Raw genomic sequence first — 17,959 nt, forward strand, 5'->3', positions numbered from 1 at the left:
TTTTTCTTCAATTACTTCTTCCAATATGTCAAAGAACGTTCGCCGATGTGCATATCTGATGATGTGCAGATGTGTAAATGAATTATCATTCGCACATTTCACATTCCCTCATTCGCACATTGGGCTAGTGGAGAATAACGGATTCGAACCGTTGACCCCCTGCGTGCAAGGCAGGTGCTCTAGCCAGCTGAGCTAATCCCCCGTGTTAGATTAATGAGTGAATGTTATAATGAGTGAATGTGTGAATGGTTACTTACGTAGTGCCCATTCTATCATTCTATCATTACCCCATTCTGTCATTCGCTGTAGTCTCGAGCAGATTTGAACTGCTGACCCCTACATTATCAGTGTAGTGCTCTAACCAAACTGAGCTACGAGACTGTTTCTTTTGCTTCGCAGTCCATAGTCCATAGCTTATAGCCCATAGCCCGATGTTGTTTCCGACTACCGACTATTGACCGTTGACTTTACGACTACTTTCTGCCAATCATTGTCTTGTGCTTTGTTTAATTATGCAGTATATCCTATGATCTATCGTCCATCGGCTATGGTCTGCACAAGCACCCTCTGATGGCTTCATCTTCCGGGTTTCCTTTTTGTTTGGTTTATTGGTTCATTGGTCATTAGTTCATGGGTACCGCCGTTTGGCGTTTACCTTTCCACTTTTAACCTTTGGCCATTTACCAAACTTTAATATCTTTTTAAGTATAACATGCGGCGCAGCTCTTTACCTTCTTTATAACCTTGTCTTAAGGCGTAATTCTGTTTGGGATACTGCTCCAGAAAGGAGGTATTCCAGCCACACCTTCCGGTACGGCTACCTTGTTACGACTTAGCCCCAGTTACCGGTTTTACCCTAGGACGCTCCTTGCGGTTACGCACTTCAGGCACCCCCAGCTTCCATGGCTTGACGGGCGGTGTGTACAAGGCCCGGGAACGTATTCACCGCGTCATTGCTGATACGCGATTACTAGCGAATCCAACTTCACGGGGTCGAGTTGCAGACCCCGATCCGAACTGTGAATGGCTTTTTGAGATTGGCATCCTGTTGCCAGGTAGCTGCCCTCTGTACCATCCATTGTAGCACGTGTGTAGCCCCGGACGTAAGGGCCATGATGACTTGACGTCGTCCCCTCCTTCCTCTCTATTTGCATAGGCAGTCTGTTTAGAGTCCCCACCATTACATGCTGGCAACTAAACATAGGGGTTGCGCTCGTTGCGGGACTTAACCCAACACCTCACGGCACGAGCTGACGACAGCCATGCAGCACCTAGTTTCGTGTCCCGAAGGACTGAGACGTCTCTGTCTCATTCACTAACTTTCAAGCCCGGGTAAGGTTCCTCGCGTATCATCGAATTAAACCACATGCTCCTCCGCTTGTGCGGGCCCCCGTCAATTCCTTTGAGTTTCACCCTTGCGGGCGTACTCCCCAGGTGGAATACTTAACGCTTTCGCTTAGACGCTGACCGTATATCGCCAACATCGAGTATTCATCGTTTAGGGCGTGGACTACCAGGGTATCTAATCCTGTTTGATCCCCACGCTTTCGTGCCTCAGCGTCAATCACACTTTAGTAAGCTGCCTTCGCAATCGGTGTTCTGTGACATATCTATGCATTTCACCGCTACTTGTCACATTCCGCCTACCTCAGCTGTATTCAAGCCCGTCAGTATCAAAGGCACTCCGATAGTTAAGCTACCGCCTTTCACCTCTGACTTAACAGGCCGCCTACGCACCCTTTAAACCCAATAAATCCGGATAACGCTCGGATCCTCCGTATTACCGCGGCTGCTGGCACGGAGTTAGCCGATCCTTATTCTTACAGTACATTCAGCCAGATACACGTATCTGGGTTTATTCCCGTACAAAAGCAGTTTACAACCCGTAGGGCCGTCTTCCTGCACGCGGCATGGCTGGTTCAGGCTTCCGCCCATTGACCAATATTCCTTACTGCTGCCTCCCGTAGGAGTCTGGTCCGTGTCTCAGTACCAGTGTGGGGGGCCATCCTCTCAGATCCCCTAAACATCGTCGCCATGGTGGGCCGTTACCCCGCCATCTAGCTAATGTTCCGCATGCCCATCTTTATCCTATAAATATTTGATCATTGTACAATGCTGTACTGTGATTTTATGCGGGCTTAATCTCTCTTTCGAGAGGCTATCCCCCTGATAAAGGTAGGTTACATACGTGTTACGCACCCGTGCGCCACTCTCATCAGAAGCAAGCTCCTGAATCCCGTCCGACTTGCATGTATTAGGCCTGCCGCTAGCGTTCATCCTGAGCCAGGATCAAACTCTCCATTGTAAAATGTTTTGTTTGTATCCAGACCCTATTCACTCAAAATAGAAATCTGTATTTGTTGGTGAGTGGTTCATTGTGAGTTGTTAAGTAGTTCCTGGTCCTAAAACCATTCTCCACTCACCGCTCTCCATTCACTCATCATATTATCTTTATACAGTATCCCCAGAATCTTTATTGGTGATCATCGCTGATCTCTTTACCTTTTCCTCAAGGTCTCTTCCGGTGGTGAGCTTATCCGTAGATAAACCCTCCCGCTACGCTACATGTTATCTTAAAAAAAGAACTTTATCGCCACTTGCTTCTCAGGGTGGCTCGTATGATAATCTTTATCCGTTGTCAGTTTAGTTACTCATTGTTGCTTTTGGCGTCAATAAGCTTTTAATTTTAACTCTGTTTAAAGCTTAACTTGTCAAATTTCAAAACTTAAAATCGCTTTAAGTTTCTCACCCTTATCGGGCTCCCTCCGTTTTGGGACTGCAAAGGTAGAAACCTTTTTCTTATCTCCAAAATTTTATTTTTTATTTTTCCCGGCTTTTATTTCAAGGTCGCATGATTGCTTCCTGAAAATATTATGATCGCCGTGTCAATGAACAAACCCGCATTACTTCGTTTGCGGGCTGCAAAGGTAGGCAACATTTTAGTTTCTGCAAATGGTTTGTGTAATAATTACACACTTTATCAGTAAGACGCTGCAAATCAGCAACAAAAAATATCACTGCAACGCAAACAAATGCAGGCATACACTTTCTGGCGGCTGCCGGCGTTAAAGAATGTTAAATAAATAGGCGTTATTATAAGCCTATATATCTTAGCAATCAATAAAAAATTGACGTATTTATATTAATCAGTTATCTTTGCAGGATGTTTAAAAAACAAAGCACTGTCTTTTTGAGCTTGTTAGCCGCCTTTATAATCACTATAGGCAGCTGTAAAAGCAGTTTCGAAAAACTAAAAGCCAGTAATGACGTAGCTAAGAAATACCAGGAAGCGGTTAAATACTATAATAAGAAAGACTACTCTAAAGCACTTGTATTATTTGAAGACCTTACCCCGCGTTATAAAGGCCGCGAAGGGGCAGAGGATCTCTTTTACTATTATGCTTACGCGAACTATAAATTAAAGGATTACACTTCTGCACGTTACCACTTTAAAAACTTTGCAGAAACATACCCAACAAGCCCGAGAGCAGAAGAGTGCCGTTTTATGTCGGCATATTGCTTTTACCTTGATTCGCCTATCTATTCTTTAGACCAGGACAATACACAAAAGGCTATCGAATCGCTGCAGTTATTTATTAACTTATATCCTAAGAGCGACCGTGTTGCCGAAGCTTCTAAATTGATAGAGAACCTGCGTTTTAAGTTAGAAGAGAAAGCTTACGCCAACGCAAAATTGTATTTGACCATCAGCGATTATCAATCGGCTGTTATTGCTTTCGGAAATGCTTTACGCGATTATCCGGATACCAAGTTTGCCGAGGAAATGGATTACCTGACCATTGAGGCACAGTATAAATATGCCGAGCATAGCCTTGAATACAAACAAGAAGAACGGTTTGGCCAGGCAATACAATTTGCAGACCAGTTTACAGAGAAGTACCCGCAAAGCAAATATGTTCGTAGCGCTAACGATTATAAGAAAGACAGCCAGCAAGCAATAGACCGTGCCAAACGCCTTATTGCAGCTGCCGTTACCGACCCTAAGCTGGCAAAAAAAATAGCAAGCAAAGACACTACAAAAACACAACCCCCTTCTGAAAAAGGGAACGGCAACGAAAAAATGCCATAATATTAACGTTTAACAACAAAGATATGAGCACACCAAATAGCAAGCACACCGTAGCAGGCAGCACCGTTACCCGCGACCTGCGCGACCTTGACAGATCAACAGACAACATTTATGAGTCTATAGTGATCATGTCTAAAAGGGCAAACCAAATATCAAACAACATTAAAGAAGAACTTCACCAGAAACTGTCTGAGTTTGCATCTGCAAATGACAACCTGGAAGAAGTTTTTGAAAACCGCGAGCAGATAGAAATATCTAAGCATTACGAAAAAATGCCGAAACCAACATTGGTTGCCATTAATGAATTTTTAGAGGAAAAGGTGTACTACCGCAACCCGCAAAAAGACGCGTTAAACGAAGGCTTATAATCGCCTTACTTTTTGAAAATTAAGCCCTGTTCATGATGAGTGGATGGGGCTTTATTGTAGCGCCTCACCTCATCCCCTCTAAAGGAGAGGGAGTTCGAAAAACATTTGTTATTCAGTCCCGATAGCTATCGGGAGATGCGAATCCCGCACGTGCGGGATTATTCAGCATTTTCGCTTCGCCTAAACATTCCGCTGGAGAGGCGCTTTAAGAAACATGCGGTTTAATTCCCCTCTTGAAAGGGGTTGGAGTGTTATACAGGGCGTTACCTTTCTCCTAATGGTCATCGGGATGGCCCGGGCTGGACCTGTACTGAGCCAACCAAAGTATTCCAACTGCTAGTGCTGCTGGCGCGGCACTGCTGGGTTCCATCGCTATCCCTAACGCAAGCAATTGCCTAACGCGCTTTTTCTATATCTTAGCAACATAAATGCTAAAGGGTAAAAAAGTACTGTTGGGTGTTTGCGCAAGCATAGCGGCTTACAAGGCGGCTTTGATTGTACGCTCGCTGATAAAGGAAGGAGCGGAGGTGCAGGTTGTAATGACTCCCGCTGCCAAAGAATTTATCACGCCGCTAACTTTGGCAACCTTATCTAAAAGTCCTGTCCCGATAGATTACTTTAATAAGGAAAGCGGCGAGTGGAACAACCATGTAGAATTGGGCTTGTGGGCTGATATAATGCTTATTGCTCCCGCCAGTGCCAATACAATAGCCAAACTGGCCGGCGGCATTTGCGATAACTTGCTGACGGCTGTTTACCTTTCGGCACGATGCCCGGTATATTTTGCGCCCGCGATGGACTTGGATATGTGGGCGCATCCGTCAACACAACAAAACATTAAAACGCTTCAATCCGCGGGTAACATTCTCATCGCGCCCGAGAGCGGAGAATTGGCCAGCGGCCTGCATGGCGACGGACGCCTTGCCGAACCGGAGCACATAGTCTCATTTTTGAATGAAGCTGTTCGAAGCAAACTAAAACTGAATGGTTACAAAGTTTTGGTTACTGCGGGCCCAACATACGAAGCTATAGACCCCGTGCGTTTTATAGGCAATCATTCATCAGGGAAAATGGGGTTTGCTATTGCCGAAGAACTGGCGCAATTGGGCGCCGATGTAACTTTGATCAGCGGCCCAACTGCTTTAACAACGGAATACAAAAACATTAAACGCATTAACGTTACGTCCGCTCAGGAGATGCTGACAGTGTGTACAGATAACTTTGCCAAAGCTGATGCCTGTATCATGTCCGCCGCGGTGGCCGATTATACGCCTGCATCGCCATCGGCGCAAAAGATTAAAAAGAAAGATGCGGAATTGAATATAGCGCTGAAGCCCACTGTAGATATCATCAAGAAATTAGGTCAGCTAAAAAAAGACGGCCAGGTTTTGGTTGGCTTTGCGCTGGAAACAAATGATGAAGAGCAAAATGCCATCTCAAAATTGCAAAATAAGAATATGGACATGATCGTGCTCAACTCGCTGAACAATGCAGGCGCCGGTTTTGCAACCGATACAAATAAGGTAACCATCATTGATAAGTCGCTGCAGAAAACGGTTTATCCTTTAAAGAGCAAAACCGACACCGCTAAAGATATTTGTGCTAAATTGATAGAACTAATACAAGCATGAGAAAACTGCTTACCCTTTTTGTTTTTACTTTGTTGGCTTACAAGGCCGGGGCGCAAGACCTTAATGCGCGCGTACAGGTTTTGGCACCAAAGGTCGCCACCACTAACCGCCGGATATTTTCATCGCTCGAAACGGCAATGCGTGAGTTTTTAGCGGGCCGTAAATGGAGCGTAGATCAGTTTGCTAATAATGAGAAGATAGACTGCAACTTTTTGCTCAACGTAACCTCTTGGGATGGCGCAAGCAATTTCACAGGTGAGCTACAGGTGCAATCGTCGAGACCTGTTTTTAACTCATCTTATACCAGCACGATATTTACTATCAATGATAAAGACGTAGACTTTACTTACACCGAAGGCCAAACCATTGATTACAGTAATCAGAACTTTCAGAGTAACTTAAGCTCTATCATGGCCTATTATGCTTATATTATTTTAGGGTTTGATTATGACAGCTTTTCCCGCTATGGCGGCACTCCTTATTTTGCCAATGCGCAAACCGTAGTTATTAACGCGCAAACCTCAGCTTATAAAGGATGGAAAGCCTTTGATAATAACTTTAACCGTTACTGGCTATCAGAAAACCTGGGTAATAAAACCTACATTCCGCTGCGTAACTTTATTTATGAGTATCACCGCAATGGTTTGGATTTGATGGCCGACAATCCATCCGTCGCCCGGAAAAACATCTTAAACCAATTACCGATACTGACACAGTTAGATCGCCAGCGGTTAGGGGCAACCTTACCAACATTATTTTTCACCGCCAAGTCGGACGAGTTAGTAAACATCTTTAGCGCATCGTCGCCGCAGGAAAAAGCCGGCGTGTACAATCTATTGTTGCAGGCAGACCCGTCCAATGGGCCGAAATACGCCCGTCTTCAGAAAAATTAGTGCAGATCTATTAATTACAGTTCTTCTGTTTTCTCTCTTTTTAAGGGCAATCGTTTACCATAAGTTAACTGGCGCCATATCCATTCTACGGGGCCATAATTAAAGTGCTTTAGCCACAAAATGCTCAATGGTATTTGGATCGCAAAAACTGAAATAGCAATAGCAATATAAATCCAATATGGCTGAGTGTTGAATAAGCCAAACCCAACATTTAAGAATATGAAAACTGCTATTATATTTTGTGTCATATAGTTGGTTAGAGTCATTTTACCCACAGCCTGCATGCCTGCAAAAAAACCGCGCAATCTATTATTGATGTATAACCAACAAATACCGGACAGGATCACGATCATGGTAGCAAAAACGGCCCAGTAACGGGGCTTAAAATATTTAAATACCGGCCGATTATTGTTTATTACGACCAGGATAATCAAGTTAATCAAGGTCGCAGCGGCCAAGCTGATCCAAAAGGTTTGCTTTATTGGTTTTTTAAATTCCGGCAGTCGGCTGAAGAGATTTATGCGCTGTGCGCTAAACCCAAACAGCATACACGCAAACATCATCACATGTACTGTGATCGCATAGCCCGGCAGCAATACTTCAAGATACCAGGTGCCTAACAAGTTCATTTTAAACATGTCTGCCCAATTGTGGCTGTAGTATAAGGGCAGCACATGTTTAAGTCCTGCGCCGTAATAATCAGATGGAAATTGGTTAGCTACAAAAACGCCAACTAAAGGAATGGATATAAGTAAAACCAAGCCGCTGTAAAAAGCAGTTTTTGCTGATGCTTTATAAAAAAGTAGTAATAATAATCCAAGTACGGCGTAGTCCTTTAGAATATCACCGAACCAAAAAGCAGAGTTCACAAATGCAATAACCAGCAGCCAAAACATACGCTTAATAAAGAACGCCACAGGGCTTTTTCCTTTAGCCGTTACGTTGGCTATTACTACCGCAAACCCGTAACCAAACAGCACGCTTAGTAATGTCCACGACTTTGCTGCAAACACGTATTGGTCTATCCCCTCTAAAATAGTTGAAGCAACATCGGGCTTTATCTTCACTTCTTTGCCCATAAAGCTGTAGTCGGTGTAGTTACCCAACACAACTCCCAATATCGCCCAGCCTCTAAGTATATCTATAATGGCCACCCGGTTAGACGAGCGGATAGGCGCTGCTGCTTGTTCTTTCATAATCTTTTCATGAAGATTGTACGTTGTATATGAGATCGGTAAGCCTTTCTTTAACCATTGTCCTGACATTGCACTTTTAAAGAAAAGAATTTTTTTTCAAAAAACTCTTGCAAATACGAAAGTTGTCGTAGATATTTGTACGAAGAAATTCGTATATAATGAAATCCGACATAAAACCTACTGAAAGCGAACTGGAGATCTTAAACATCCTTTGGGAAAAAGGAGAAGCTACCGTTCGCGAAGTACACGAAGAATTGACCAAGACCAAAGAGTCGGGTTACACTACCACGCTTAAGCTAATGCAAATCATGCATGAAAAGAATTTGTTAGAGCGCAACGCTTCGGTAAAAACGCACGTCTATTGGGCATTGGTTAGTCGGAAAGACGCACAGAAGACAGCATTGGATAAGATCATCAATACGGTGTTTACAGGCTCTACCGCAGATCTGGTAATACAGGCATTAGGCCAGCATCGTGCTTCTGCCGACGAACTGGATGCCATACGCAAGTACCTTGACCAATTTGAAAACCCTAATAAATAAAATATATGGAAACGTTATTGCACAACCTAAGTGAAGTTTTCGCGGTAAGCATAATCCACTCACTATGGCAATGCCTGCTTATCTGGCTGGTAGTGCGCATAATATTATCAGGTGCTATCAACTTTTCGGCAGCAGTAAAACATAACATTAGTGTAGCTGCGCTTTATTACGCGACGTTGTGGTTTGTTTACACGTTGTTCGATCAGGCGTCGCATTACAACTGGGTCATTAGCCACTCAACCAATTTTACAACCCAGCCGCACTTACCGCTTATTACTACATTAAAGCATCTGGCCAGCGCCGGCGACAGGTATGAGATCACCATTGACAAATATCTGCCATACATCACAACTGCATATGCCTTGGGTGTAACGTTCCATTCTTTAAGATTGGCATCAGCATGGATACAGCTTAAGCAGCTTAAACAAAGCATCACCAGTAACATCAGGCTGCAAGCCGTGGTCGAGAAGCTGTCAAAAGAGATCCACCTGAAGAAAAAAGTACTGGCCGGATTGTCAGAACGGATAGATGTGCCTTGTGTAGCCGGATATATCAAACCCATGATCATGCTGCCAATATCTATGACCACTTACCTGTCTGCTAAAGAAGTGGAAGCCATCTTGCTGCACGAACTATCGCATGTAAAACGTAGTGACTACCTGGTGAATGCCCTACAGCAGATCATGTCTGTACTATTCTTCTTTAACCCTTTTGTATACCTAATAAACCGTTTAATAGACCATTACCGCGAGGACGCTTGCGACGATATGGTTGTAGCCCAAACCAGCGAACCTTTGGTTTATGCGCAGGCTCTTTTGAAAATAGAGCAGAACACAACTGTCCACTTACCACTGGCCCTCGCCGCAACAGGCAAAAAGTATCATTTATTAACCCGCATTGAAAGAATCATGAAAACCAAAAAACCAATTACCAACATGCGCCACTTAATGGCTGCGGTTGCTATACTTATCGCATCGTCACTTAGTGTTGCCTGGTTTAACCCGGCTATTGGCAACGGCAAACTGTCTGTAAAGTCAATTAAGCCGGCTATTAGAGCCATGTTCGCTTCCGCGGATACTACACCCGTAGTACCTAAGCCGCCAAAGATCAATAAACATTTGCCAAAGCCACCTAAACCGCCAAAGGGCCCGCGCACCTCGTGGAATTATAATGGCGGTGATTACTACGACAACGGTTTCCGCGACCCAAAATTAGAAGCTATGGGTAAAGAAATGGAAACCTATGGCAAGGAAATGGAAGCCCATTTTAACAGCTCCGAATACAAAAAAATGCAAAGCGACATGGAGAGATCGGGCAAGTACATGGAAGATTATTATAATAACCCATCGTACAAGAAAATGCAGCAGGACATGGAAGCCTACGGCAAAAAGATGGAAGAGTATTATAACAGCACCGCCTACAAAAAAACGCAAAGCCGCATGGAAGAGATAGGCAAGCAGATGGAAGCCTACTATAATTCCCCGGCAATGAAAAAAGCCAATGCCGACATGGAGCGCGTGGGCAAAGAATACGCTGCTGCCTTTAACGACAATGGCCAGGGCGAAAAGCTTGGTAAGCAGATGGAAGAGGCGGGCAAAAAGATGAGTGCTTACTATGAAAGCGCCGAGTTTAAAAAGCTAAATGCCGAACTGGAAAAGAAATATGGTATTCCTGAAAACCACAATTACCGTGATGACAAAGATGGCAAGTATCGCCAGTATGAAGAGGAGCTCAAGCAACATACGCCTGCTGAGGTTAGGGATGCCCAGGAGCAGATGAAAAAGTTAGGTAATGAGATGCGTAATCTTTATAATTCTCCAGATCGGAAAGCTAAATCTGCTTTGATGCGCGCCATGGGCGACAGCATGCGTTTGGCTTATAATAACCCGAAGATTAAAGATCTGCAAATTGAGATGAAAAACCTAGGCCAGCAAATGCGCCTGAATAATGATAATCCTGAAATGAAGCAAATGCGCGATAACATGCGCAACTTGGGCGATCAGATGCGTAACTACAATCATGATCCACAAATAAAAGCTGCCGAGGAACAAATGCGCGCTATGGGCGCTAAAATGCGCAACTATAACCAAGACCCGAAGCTGAAAGAATTAAAAGGTAAAATGAAAGAGCTTGGTGCAAAAATGAAGGAATATACGCAAACACCCGAGTTTAAACAGAAAAAAGCAGATTGGGAGAAAACTCATCCTTACGGTATCTCTGCGCAAGATACAACCGGTAAAAATTAAGAGCCATCATAAAGGCCTCCCTACCGAGGAGGTTTGGGTGGAGCTATTAGGCTGAGCCCGTCAGAGGCCTGAATATCGAGTCTTTTTGCCCCTCTCTTTCGGAGAGGGGTTGGGGAGAGGTCGAACCGCTTTGCAGGCTATGGTCTTGAAAAGATTGGGCATAGGTCTTAAAAGTTGTAATTTAGTATCCTCATCACCGGGGATACTTTTTTTATGCTTAAACAGCTCTCTATAAATAACTACGCCTTAATTGACACCCTGCAAATAGAATTTTCTGCCGGACTGAATATCCTTACAGGTGAAACAGGCGCGGGTAAATCCATTATTTTGGGTGCCTTGTCTTTAATACTTGGCCAGCGGGCAGAAAGCCGGTACTTTTTTAATCAGCAAAAAAAATGCATTATCGAGGGGCATTTCAGTATTGCCTCGCTGCAGTTGAAAGGTTTTTTTGACGACAGCGACTTAGACTACGAAGATGAGACCATTCTAAGGCGTGAGATTTCTGCTGATGGCAAGTCGCGGGCGTTTATTAACGACTCGCCGGTCAATTTAAATCAATTAAAAGCCCTTGGCGAGAGGCTGATCGACATACATTCCCAGCACGCTACGGCAGAAATTAATGACCCGGCGTTTCAATTAATGGTGGTTGATGCCGTTGCGAAACATGAAAAGCAGATGGCAGATTATCAGTCGCGATACAAGACTTACAGGGCCGACATTAGCCGTTTAAAACAGTTGCAGGCTGACAGTGAAAAAGCAAAAGCTGATCTGGATTATTATCAATTCCAATTTGATGAGTTGGAAAAAGCAAACCTCGACCCCGACGAACAGGAACCGCTGGAACAAGAGCTAAACACCTTAAATAACGCTGAGGAAATAAAGCGCAATCTGCTGAACGCGAGTTTTCTGTTGGAAGACGGTGAGTCTAATGCCTTGGCCATGTTGAAAGAGGCGAGCCAGCAATTGACGTCCCTTGAAAAATTTAATACGGCGATAGCTGAGTTAAAAGAGCGCTTGGGAAGCGTAATCATTGAACTGAAAGATATCTCCGCCGAGGCAGGAAATTTAGAGCAGCAAACCCAAACCAACGAAGTCCGCGCCGAAGAGGTGAACACCCGCCTGAGCATGATCTATAATTTGCAAAAGAAGCACCGGGTAAATACCAACGCAGAATTACTTACGCTGCAGAACGACCTATCCGGTAAAATTGCGCAAGCTATTTTCGGCGACGAGGAAATAGAAAAATTACAGGCTGATATTGCTGCGCAGAAATCGGCACTTGAAGAACTTGCAAAACAGTTAAATAAAGGCCGTTTAAACGCCATCCCGGAAATAGAAACGCAGGTAATGCAGACACTTGCAGAAATGGGTATGGCTTCGGCTCAGCTAAAAGTTAGCATAGCATCCGTTAATGAACTTACTGCTACTGGCACAGATCAAATAAGATTTACATTTACTGCCAATAAGGGCCATGCGCTTTCAGAGATGAGCAAAGTTGCTTCGGGTGGTGAACTGTCACGTTTAATGTTGAGCATTAAGTCGCTTATTGCAAAAAACACCGCTTTGCCTACAATCATATTCGACGAGATAGATACGGGTGTGTCTGGCCAGGTGGCAGACCAGGTTGGCCGTGTAATGGAGCAACTAACGAAAAACCTTCAGGTAATTACCATAACCCACTTGCCGCAAATTGCCAGCAAAGGCGACAGCCATTTCTTTGTTTACAAGGATGATGACAGCGAGACTACCAAAACACGCATCAGGCAGTTAACCAATGACGAACGTGTTACCGAAATAGCCAAGATGTTAAGCGGCGACAAGCCCGGCGAAAGCGCCTTGCAAAATGCGAGGGAACTGCTGGGTGCTTAGTCCATCAGATCACAAAATTCAGCAAAGCGAAAAATACAAATTGGGTAATAAGAAATACCAACGTCAGCCGGTTTTGACTTTGAAACCTAAAGAGTTCAAATATCCCCAAAAACATCGAAGCGACTATAAACCAGCATACGTAATTGAGAATAGGTACTATGCCTTCGTTCCAGTGCCAATAGTTAAATTTTATAGCAATGGGCTCTATTAGTACATCAAGTAATACAAGCAACGCGGCGCCGATTAAAATTCGCAGCAATAAATTTTCCAATTTGGTGCTTAGTACTATACCTGCTGCATAAATAAGCGCGAACCAATTGATACCCATTACAAGGGGGATGCCTGCGACACTGAATCCAAGCGTCGGCCCATAAGCATACTTGCCAAATAATATCTCTGTATGCACACCAATGTACTCGGCAATGTAACCTAGAATAAATAGTATTAATGCTAAGAATAGCACTTTAGACAGCTTGCCGGTATAACTGAAAATCAAGATGCCGAACATCGTCAGCAAATGATAAGGCACTAATGCCAAAAAAATAGGCTGCGTTGTTGGAATGGCAAGGCCCACAAAACCCACCGCATGAATAATGATCACTGCCCTTATCAGGGCAGCATCTAAACCCGCCGACCTTTCCATACATTCGTTTTTGTAAGGTGGCGCTGTATAGCAAGAAACCCTATGTAGGCCATATTAACCATTTGGACAGGATGCAGAAGCATATTGTAATTTTTATCCTGCCCGGCCGCAAACGCGATCATCGACCTGCCAAGCATAATAATGCCACACATGAAAACTATCAGTTGCAGATTAAGCGTCGAAATAATGATCAATGGCCCGCCGATCACCAGCACCAGGTAAATGAGCAAGCCCAAAATGTTATAATTAAAAGCAGCGAGAAAATTTTTGCTGAAGCCATCAATTGCCTCTTTATAACCCGTGTACATGCGGCAGCTGATCAAACCATTAGCCAGCAAAGCTTCGCCTCTGTAACCGGCGGCTTTAACATTTCGCATGATCTCTATATCCTCTACAATTGCTGCCTGCACCTGCTCATGCCATTGGTTTTGGCGGTAGACTTCGGCATCGAAAAGCATAAACTGCCCGCTTGCAGCGGCAAATAGTGGGCTCTTTAAAAAGTAAACAAGCTTTAAAGGCAACAAGTTTAGTAAAGTATAATGCATTAACGGCACCACCAGTTTTTCGCCCCAGGTAAGCATCTCCTGGTCTGTAAACAAACTAAGCAAGGCTAATTTGTTTTGCTGCATGCGGTGCACAGCACTATTGATCAGGCCTTTGTAGATCTGCTCATCTGCGTCTATGAACATCAAATATCTCCCCGTTGCGTCGTGAGCCAGCTGATAGCATGCATAGTTCTTGCCCAGCCAATTTGCAGGCAATGGTTCCCCTTTTATCACCCTGAATTTAGGGTGCTTAGCGGCAAAAGCTTGGCACAAAAAATATGTATCATCAGATGAGTTATCGTCGAGAATCAACACTTCATAGTCCAAGTAGTCCTGGTCCCTTATCGATTCTAAAAGGAAAATGATGTCAGCGGCCTCGTCGCGGGCAGGGATCAGGATGGAAACTTTATCATGATAATGGCGCACCACTCGCCTCAGTTTTGGGTTAGATACAAAATTGAACAGCGTTACGGCAAAGCGCAGGATCAGGAAAAAGAATATAACAGATAAAATGATGACCACTTATATAACTATTTTGCTTTGCCTGTCGCGGACTTCTTTATAAAACGCGTTATACTCCTGTTCCATTCCTTCAAACTTTAAAGCCTTGGCCTTTTTAAGGGCAACGTTTACAGTCGGTTTTTTGTGATGTAATGTTTCCGTGAAGCTTGCCGCATAAACGATTTCAAATTTCCCGGTCACTTTTTCTATGATCCTTGACAGCCCTTTACTAAACACAACGCTATCAGCAAAGTTGGAGTATATTTTGCCCTGCGGGAATAACAACACCAAATTAGCCGGGTTTGTCAGCAACTCGGCAGTATAATCCAAAGAAGTGATCATATCCCTAGTGCCTTTGTTAACTGTATAAGCGCCCAAATATTTCATAAAAGCATACTTGCGCGCTGTCGTCTCGATGATCATTACATGCGCCTTTTTCTTAAAAAGTTTTTTATTGATATAAAAAGCAATAAAGCCGTCCCACCAACTATAATGATTTGCCAGCAACAGAACCGACTTATCCCGACTAACCTCAATACTGTTAACGTTGATCTTTTGAAAATCGCGACTAAGAATAAAGCTGATGTAACGTTCGAAAAATGTTGAGATAAAAATATTTCGGGCGGGTTTGATCATGGTTGCGACAACGCAAAATACAAAATCAGGCCGGATCGGGCACCCAGTCACTCACAATTTTAGCCGACAGCAGCGCAAGCGGAATGCCACCGCCGGGATGCACGCTGCCGCCGCAGAAAAATAAATTTTTCAGTTTCGATGATCGATTGGCATGGCGCAAAAACGCGGCAAACTTACTGTTGGAGCTGCTGCCGTAAATGGAACCTTGATATGACGATGTTCTGCCCTCAATACTTCGCGGGTCGAGTACAGATTCGCAAGTGATCAAGGCGCCAATATCTCGTTTGAGTACTGCCGACAATTTCTTGATGATATCCGCGCGGGCTTTAGTTATCAAAGCGTCCCAATCCTGGCCAATGTTTGCCGGAACGTTGATCATCACAAACCAGTTTTCATGTCCAAGTGGCGCGTCATCAGGTTTGCATTTGCTGCTGATGTTTACGTAAACTGTGGGGTCATCACTAATGGTCTTGTTTTCCCAGATGTGTTGAAACTCTGTATTATAATCAGCGCTAAAGAAAATATTATGCAGATCCAGCTGCACAAATTGTTTATTAATACCCCAGTAAAATATCAACGCGGAGCTGCTGCGCTCTTGTTGCAGGATCTTTTTCGGAGCAAGTTCCGGCCTTTTTTTTAGCAGTTTGTTGTAGGTAAACCAAACATCAGAATTGCTTACGATCACATCGGCGTTACGAGTGATCGAGTTAACGATTACGCCCGTTACTTTTTGGCCTTTCGTAGTAATTTCCTCAACAGGCGAGTTATAGTTCATCTTTACGCCGATCGACTCAGCCAGGGAGACAAGAGAATCCGTTATTGATCGCATCCCGCCTTCTGGAAACCATGCACCCAAACCATTTTCTAAATGCGGAATCACATTTAACGTAGCCGGCGCCTGGTATGGGTTAGAGCCATTGTAGGTTGCATACCTGTCGAAGAACTGCACCACACGCGCATCGCTGAATGCAGTTTCATTTGCCTCGTGCATAGTCCGCATGGGATCAATCTTAAACAGATCTGAGAAAGAAGCAAAGGCATCCCGGTTAAAGTAAGTGCTAAGGCGATGAAGCGAGCGTTCTAAGAAGATGCCGTGTGTAGCATTATAAATTTTACGGCTGTTATCTAGAAATGTGTTAATCGAGACAGCAGGTTCATTAGTTTTCTTTTCAAACTCATCGGCCGTTTTTTGTTGATCAGCATGCTGGATCAAATTTGTACCGTCGGCAAAGAAATAATTGCAGATAATGTCTAACCGTGAGAAGTTAAAATGTGCCCGTGGATCTTTACCGGCCAATGCAAATAGCTCGTCGACATATTGCGGCATGGTGAATAAGCTGGGGCCAGCATCAAAAAAATATCCGTCTTTTTCAAACCAGGTAAGTTTGCCGCCGGCATAGCTATTGGCTTCAAAAACTTCCACTGCATAACCTTTAACGGCCAATCTTATCGCAACACCAATTCCGCCAATACCGGCGCCAATAACTATTGCTTTCTTTTTTGGCATCAACACACAAAAACTTCAAAACCCTCACTCCGAAAAAAACTACTTAATAAATTATCAGAAGTTATAACCACGTCAATAATCGGCTTTACTAATAAAGATGAGCAAAGCTGTAACGCGTCAAGTGATCTTAAACCCCTCTGGCCATATCTTGAAAAAAGCTGTGATGTTAGTTGGCTTATGCCGGCGCTTATCGGGACAATTTGAAACTTGTCAATATCTGTTCGGAAACAATCTTCAAGAACCTGCAATGTATTCAAATCAATTTCTTTGGTTCTCAGCTTTTTATATAACGTCGAAGTAAATTCAATAGGCGTGATTGCCGATATAAAAAAATTTAAAGATTGAACTGCTTCCAGGTACTTAAGCAGTTCATCGCTTCCAGATTCTTCGTGATAAAGCTTAAATAAAGACGAGGTGTCAATGTATATATTCACAATTCGTTTCTGCGCTCCTCAATCACTGCCGCCGAAAAAATTGCGGAAACATTTTTCAGACTATTACGCGACCTTGAAAAAGAATAGGAAGACAGTTGCTCATCATCCGATGGCTCATCTAAAAAAGTAACGATAACTTTTTGGGGGCCGGACGATGCTATCTTTTCTTCGAAGATGATATCTCCATGATTATATACCCCTTTTAACTGTACCATACTCAAAAATAACAAATCATTTTTGTTAAAGTGTAAACGATGTTTAATCCAGCTCGTGCACGCCCTCTGCTATCTCTTCGATCATTTTGCTGTTGAAGGCATTTAGATCAGACGGTCGGCGACTGGTCACCAAGCCGTTATCTACAACAACTTCTTCATCTACCCAATTCGCGCCGGCATTCTTCAAATCGGTTTGCAGGGATGGAAACGATGTTAAGGTTTTGCCGCTAATCATGCCTGTCTCTATCAGCATTTGTGGCCCGTGGCAAATGGCGGCAACTGGTTTGCCTTCTTCCAAAAAGGTAGATACAAATGAAACCGCTTCTTTATTCTGGCGTAGCTTATCCGGGTTTAACACGCCGCCTGGTAAAACCAACGCGTCATAATCGTCTGTGTTGGCCTTGCTCAACTCAATATCAACATCAATCTCGATTCCCCAATTGTCTTTGTTCCAAGCTTTGATCTTTCCGCTTTTAGGCGAGATCACATGCACGGTTGCACCCGCTTCTTCGAGCGCTTCTTTAGGCTCGGTAAGTTCTACTTGTTCAAAACCTTCTTCTGTAAGAATCGCGATTACTTTGTTATTAAGCTGTCCCATAAAAATGTTAATATACAAAGCAACATCAACACCGGGCTTAAGGTT

At 43.8% G+C, this 17,959-nt stretch carries 15 protein-coding genes, 2 tRNA genes and 1 rRNA gene; 7 read left to right on the plus strand and 11 right to left on the minus strand.

The window, feature by feature from the left end; all coding sequences use genetic code 11:
* Positions 1-128: 128 nt before the first annotated feature.
* From GO620_RS13765 to GO620_RS13775, 3 genes are all read right to left on the minus strand, one after another.
* Positions 129-202 (minus strand) — tRNA-Ala (locus GO620_RS13765).
* A gap of 104 nt (positions 203-306) precedes the next feature.
* A tRNA-Ile gene (locus tag GO620_RS13770) sits at positions 307-381 on the minus strand.
* Between the two features lie 402 nt (positions 382-783).
* A 16S ribosomal RNA gene (locus GO620_RS13775) occupies positions 784-2,305 on the minus strand.
* Between the two features lie 858 nt (positions 2,306-3,163).
* Between GO620_RS13775 and GO620_RS13780 the strand changes: the two genes are divergently transcribed.
* The 4 genes from GO620_RS13780 (at position 3,164) to porD (ending at position 6,982) form a co-directional block, all read left to right on the plus strand.
* Positions 3,164-4,090 (plus strand): outer membrane protein assembly factor BamD, encoded by a 927-nt coding sequence (locus GO620_RS13780; protein WP_157526992.1) that lies wholly within the window; start codon positions 3,164-3,166, stop codon positions 4,088-4,090.
* A 23-nt stretch (positions 4,091-4,113) separates the two neighbouring features.
* Complete coding sequence (locus GO620_RS13785; RefSeq protein ID WP_157526991.1) at positions 4,114-4,458, plus strand: DNA-directed RNA polymerase subunit omega; 345 nt, start codon at positions 4,114-4,116, stop codon at positions 4,456-4,458.
* Positions 4,459-4,886: 428 nt separating this feature from the next.
* Positions 4,887-6,089 (plus strand): bifunctional phosphopantothenoylcysteine decarboxylase/phosphopantothenate--cysteine ligase CoaBC, encoded by a 1,203-nt coding sequence (gene coaBC / locus GO620_RS13790; protein ID WP_157526990.1) that lies wholly within the window; start codon positions 4,887-4,889, stop codon positions 6,087-6,089.
* Positions 6,086-6,982, plus strand: a complete 897-nt coding sequence (gene porD / locus GO620_RS13795; RefSeq protein WP_157526989.1) for a type IX secretion system protein PorD — start codon at positions 6,086-6,088, stop codon at positions 6,980-6,982. The genes coaBC and porD overlap by 4 nt, the downstream gene beginning before the upstream one ends.
* A 14-nt stretch (positions 6,983-6,996) precedes the next feature.
* Here porD and GO620_RS13800 read toward each other — a convergent pair whose 3' ends face one another.
* On the minus strand, positions 6,997-8,178 hold the full coding sequence (locus GO620_RS13800) for a DUF418 domain-containing protein (protein ID WP_157526988.1): 1,182 nt from the start codon (positions 8,176-8,178) through the stop codon (positions 6,997-6,999).
* Between the two features lie 158 nt (positions 8,179-8,336).
* On the opposite strand from GO620_RS13800, the gene GO620_RS13805 reads away from it, so the two are divergent.
* From GO620_RS13805 to recN, 3 genes are all read left to right on the plus strand, one after another.
* Positions 8,337-8,720, plus strand: coding sequence for a BlaI/MecI/CopY family transcriptional regulator (locus GO620_RS13805; RefSeq protein WP_157526987.1), 384 nt, complete (start codon positions 8,337-8,339; stop codon positions 8,718-8,720).
* A gap of 5 nt (positions 8,721-8,725) precedes the next feature.
* Complete coding sequence (locus GO620_RS13810; RefSeq protein ID WP_157526986.1) at positions 8,726-10,966, plus strand: M56 family metallopeptidase; 2,241 nt, start codon at positions 8,726-8,728, stop codon at positions 10,964-10,966.
* 213 nt (positions 10,967-11,179) lie between these two features.
* On the plus strand, positions 11,180-12,835 hold the full coding sequence (recN, locus tag GO620_RS13815) for a DNA repair protein RecN (RefSeq protein ID WP_157526985.1): 1,656 nt from the start codon (positions 11,180-11,182) through the stop codon (positions 12,833-12,835).
* Between the two features lie 4 nt (positions 12,836-12,839).
* Here the strand turns inward: recN and GO620_RS13820 are convergent, their stop codons facing one another.
* The 7 genes from GO620_RS13820 to GO620_RS13850 are packed head-to-tail and all read right to left on the minus strand — an operon-like array spanning position 12,840 to position 17,914.
* Positions 12,840-13,478: a carotenoid biosynthesis protein gene (locus tag GO620_RS13820; RefSeq protein ID WP_157526984.1), complete on the minus strand. Its 639-nt coding sequence runs from the start codon at positions 13,476-13,478 to the stop codon at positions 12,840-12,842.
* Positions 13,457-14,545: a glycosyltransferase gene (locus GO620_RS13825; RefSeq protein ID WP_200230193.1), complete on the minus strand. Its 1,089-nt coding sequence runs from the start codon at positions 14,543-14,545 to the stop codon at positions 13,457-13,459. The genes GO620_RS13820 and GO620_RS13825 overlap by 22 nt, the downstream gene beginning before the upstream one ends.
* The gene (locus GO620_RS13830; RefSeq protein WP_157526983.1) at positions 14,546-15,160 is read right to left on the minus strand and encodes a 1-acyl-sn-glycerol-3-phosphate acyltransferase; all 615 of its coding nucleotides are present in this window, start codon (positions 15,158-15,160) and stop codon (positions 14,546-14,548) included.
* Between the two features lie 25 nt (positions 15,161-15,185).
* Positions 15,186-16,667 (minus strand): 1-hydroxycarotenoid 3,4-desaturase CrtD, encoded by a 1,482-nt coding sequence (gene crtD / locus GO620_RS13835; RefSeq protein WP_157526982.1) that lies wholly within the window; start codon positions 16,665-16,667, stop codon positions 15,186-15,188.
* The gene (locus tag GO620_RS17505; protein ID WP_157526981.1) at positions 16,667-17,101 is read right to left on the minus strand and encodes a type II toxin-antitoxin system VapC family toxin; all 435 of its coding nucleotides are present in this window, start codon (positions 17,099-17,101) and stop codon (positions 16,667-16,669) included. The genes crtD and GO620_RS17505 overlap by 1 nt, the downstream gene beginning before the upstream one ends.
* A complete protein-coding gene (locus tag GO620_RS13845) occupies positions 17,098-17,316 on the minus strand; it encodes a hypothetical protein (protein ID WP_157526980.1) in 219 nt (72 codons plus the stop codon). Before GO620_RS13845 ends, GO620_RS17505 begins: the two co-directional genes overlap by 4 nt.
* Positions 17,317-17,359: 43 nt before the next feature.
* The gene (locus GO620_RS13850) at positions 17,360-17,914 is read right to left on the minus strand and encodes a type 1 glutamine amidotransferase domain-containing protein (protein ID WP_157526979.1); all 555 of its coding nucleotides are present in this window, start codon (positions 17,912-17,914) and stop codon (positions 17,360-17,362) included.
* Between the last annotated feature and the right edge of the window lie 45 nt (positions 17,915-17,959).

Origin of the sequence: Mucilaginibacter ginkgonis, assembly GCF_009754905.2 — a bacterium.
Taxonomy (GTDB): Bacteria; Bacteroidota; Bacteroidia; order Sphingobacteriales; family Sphingobacteriaceae; genus Mucilaginibacter; species Mucilaginibacter ginkgonis.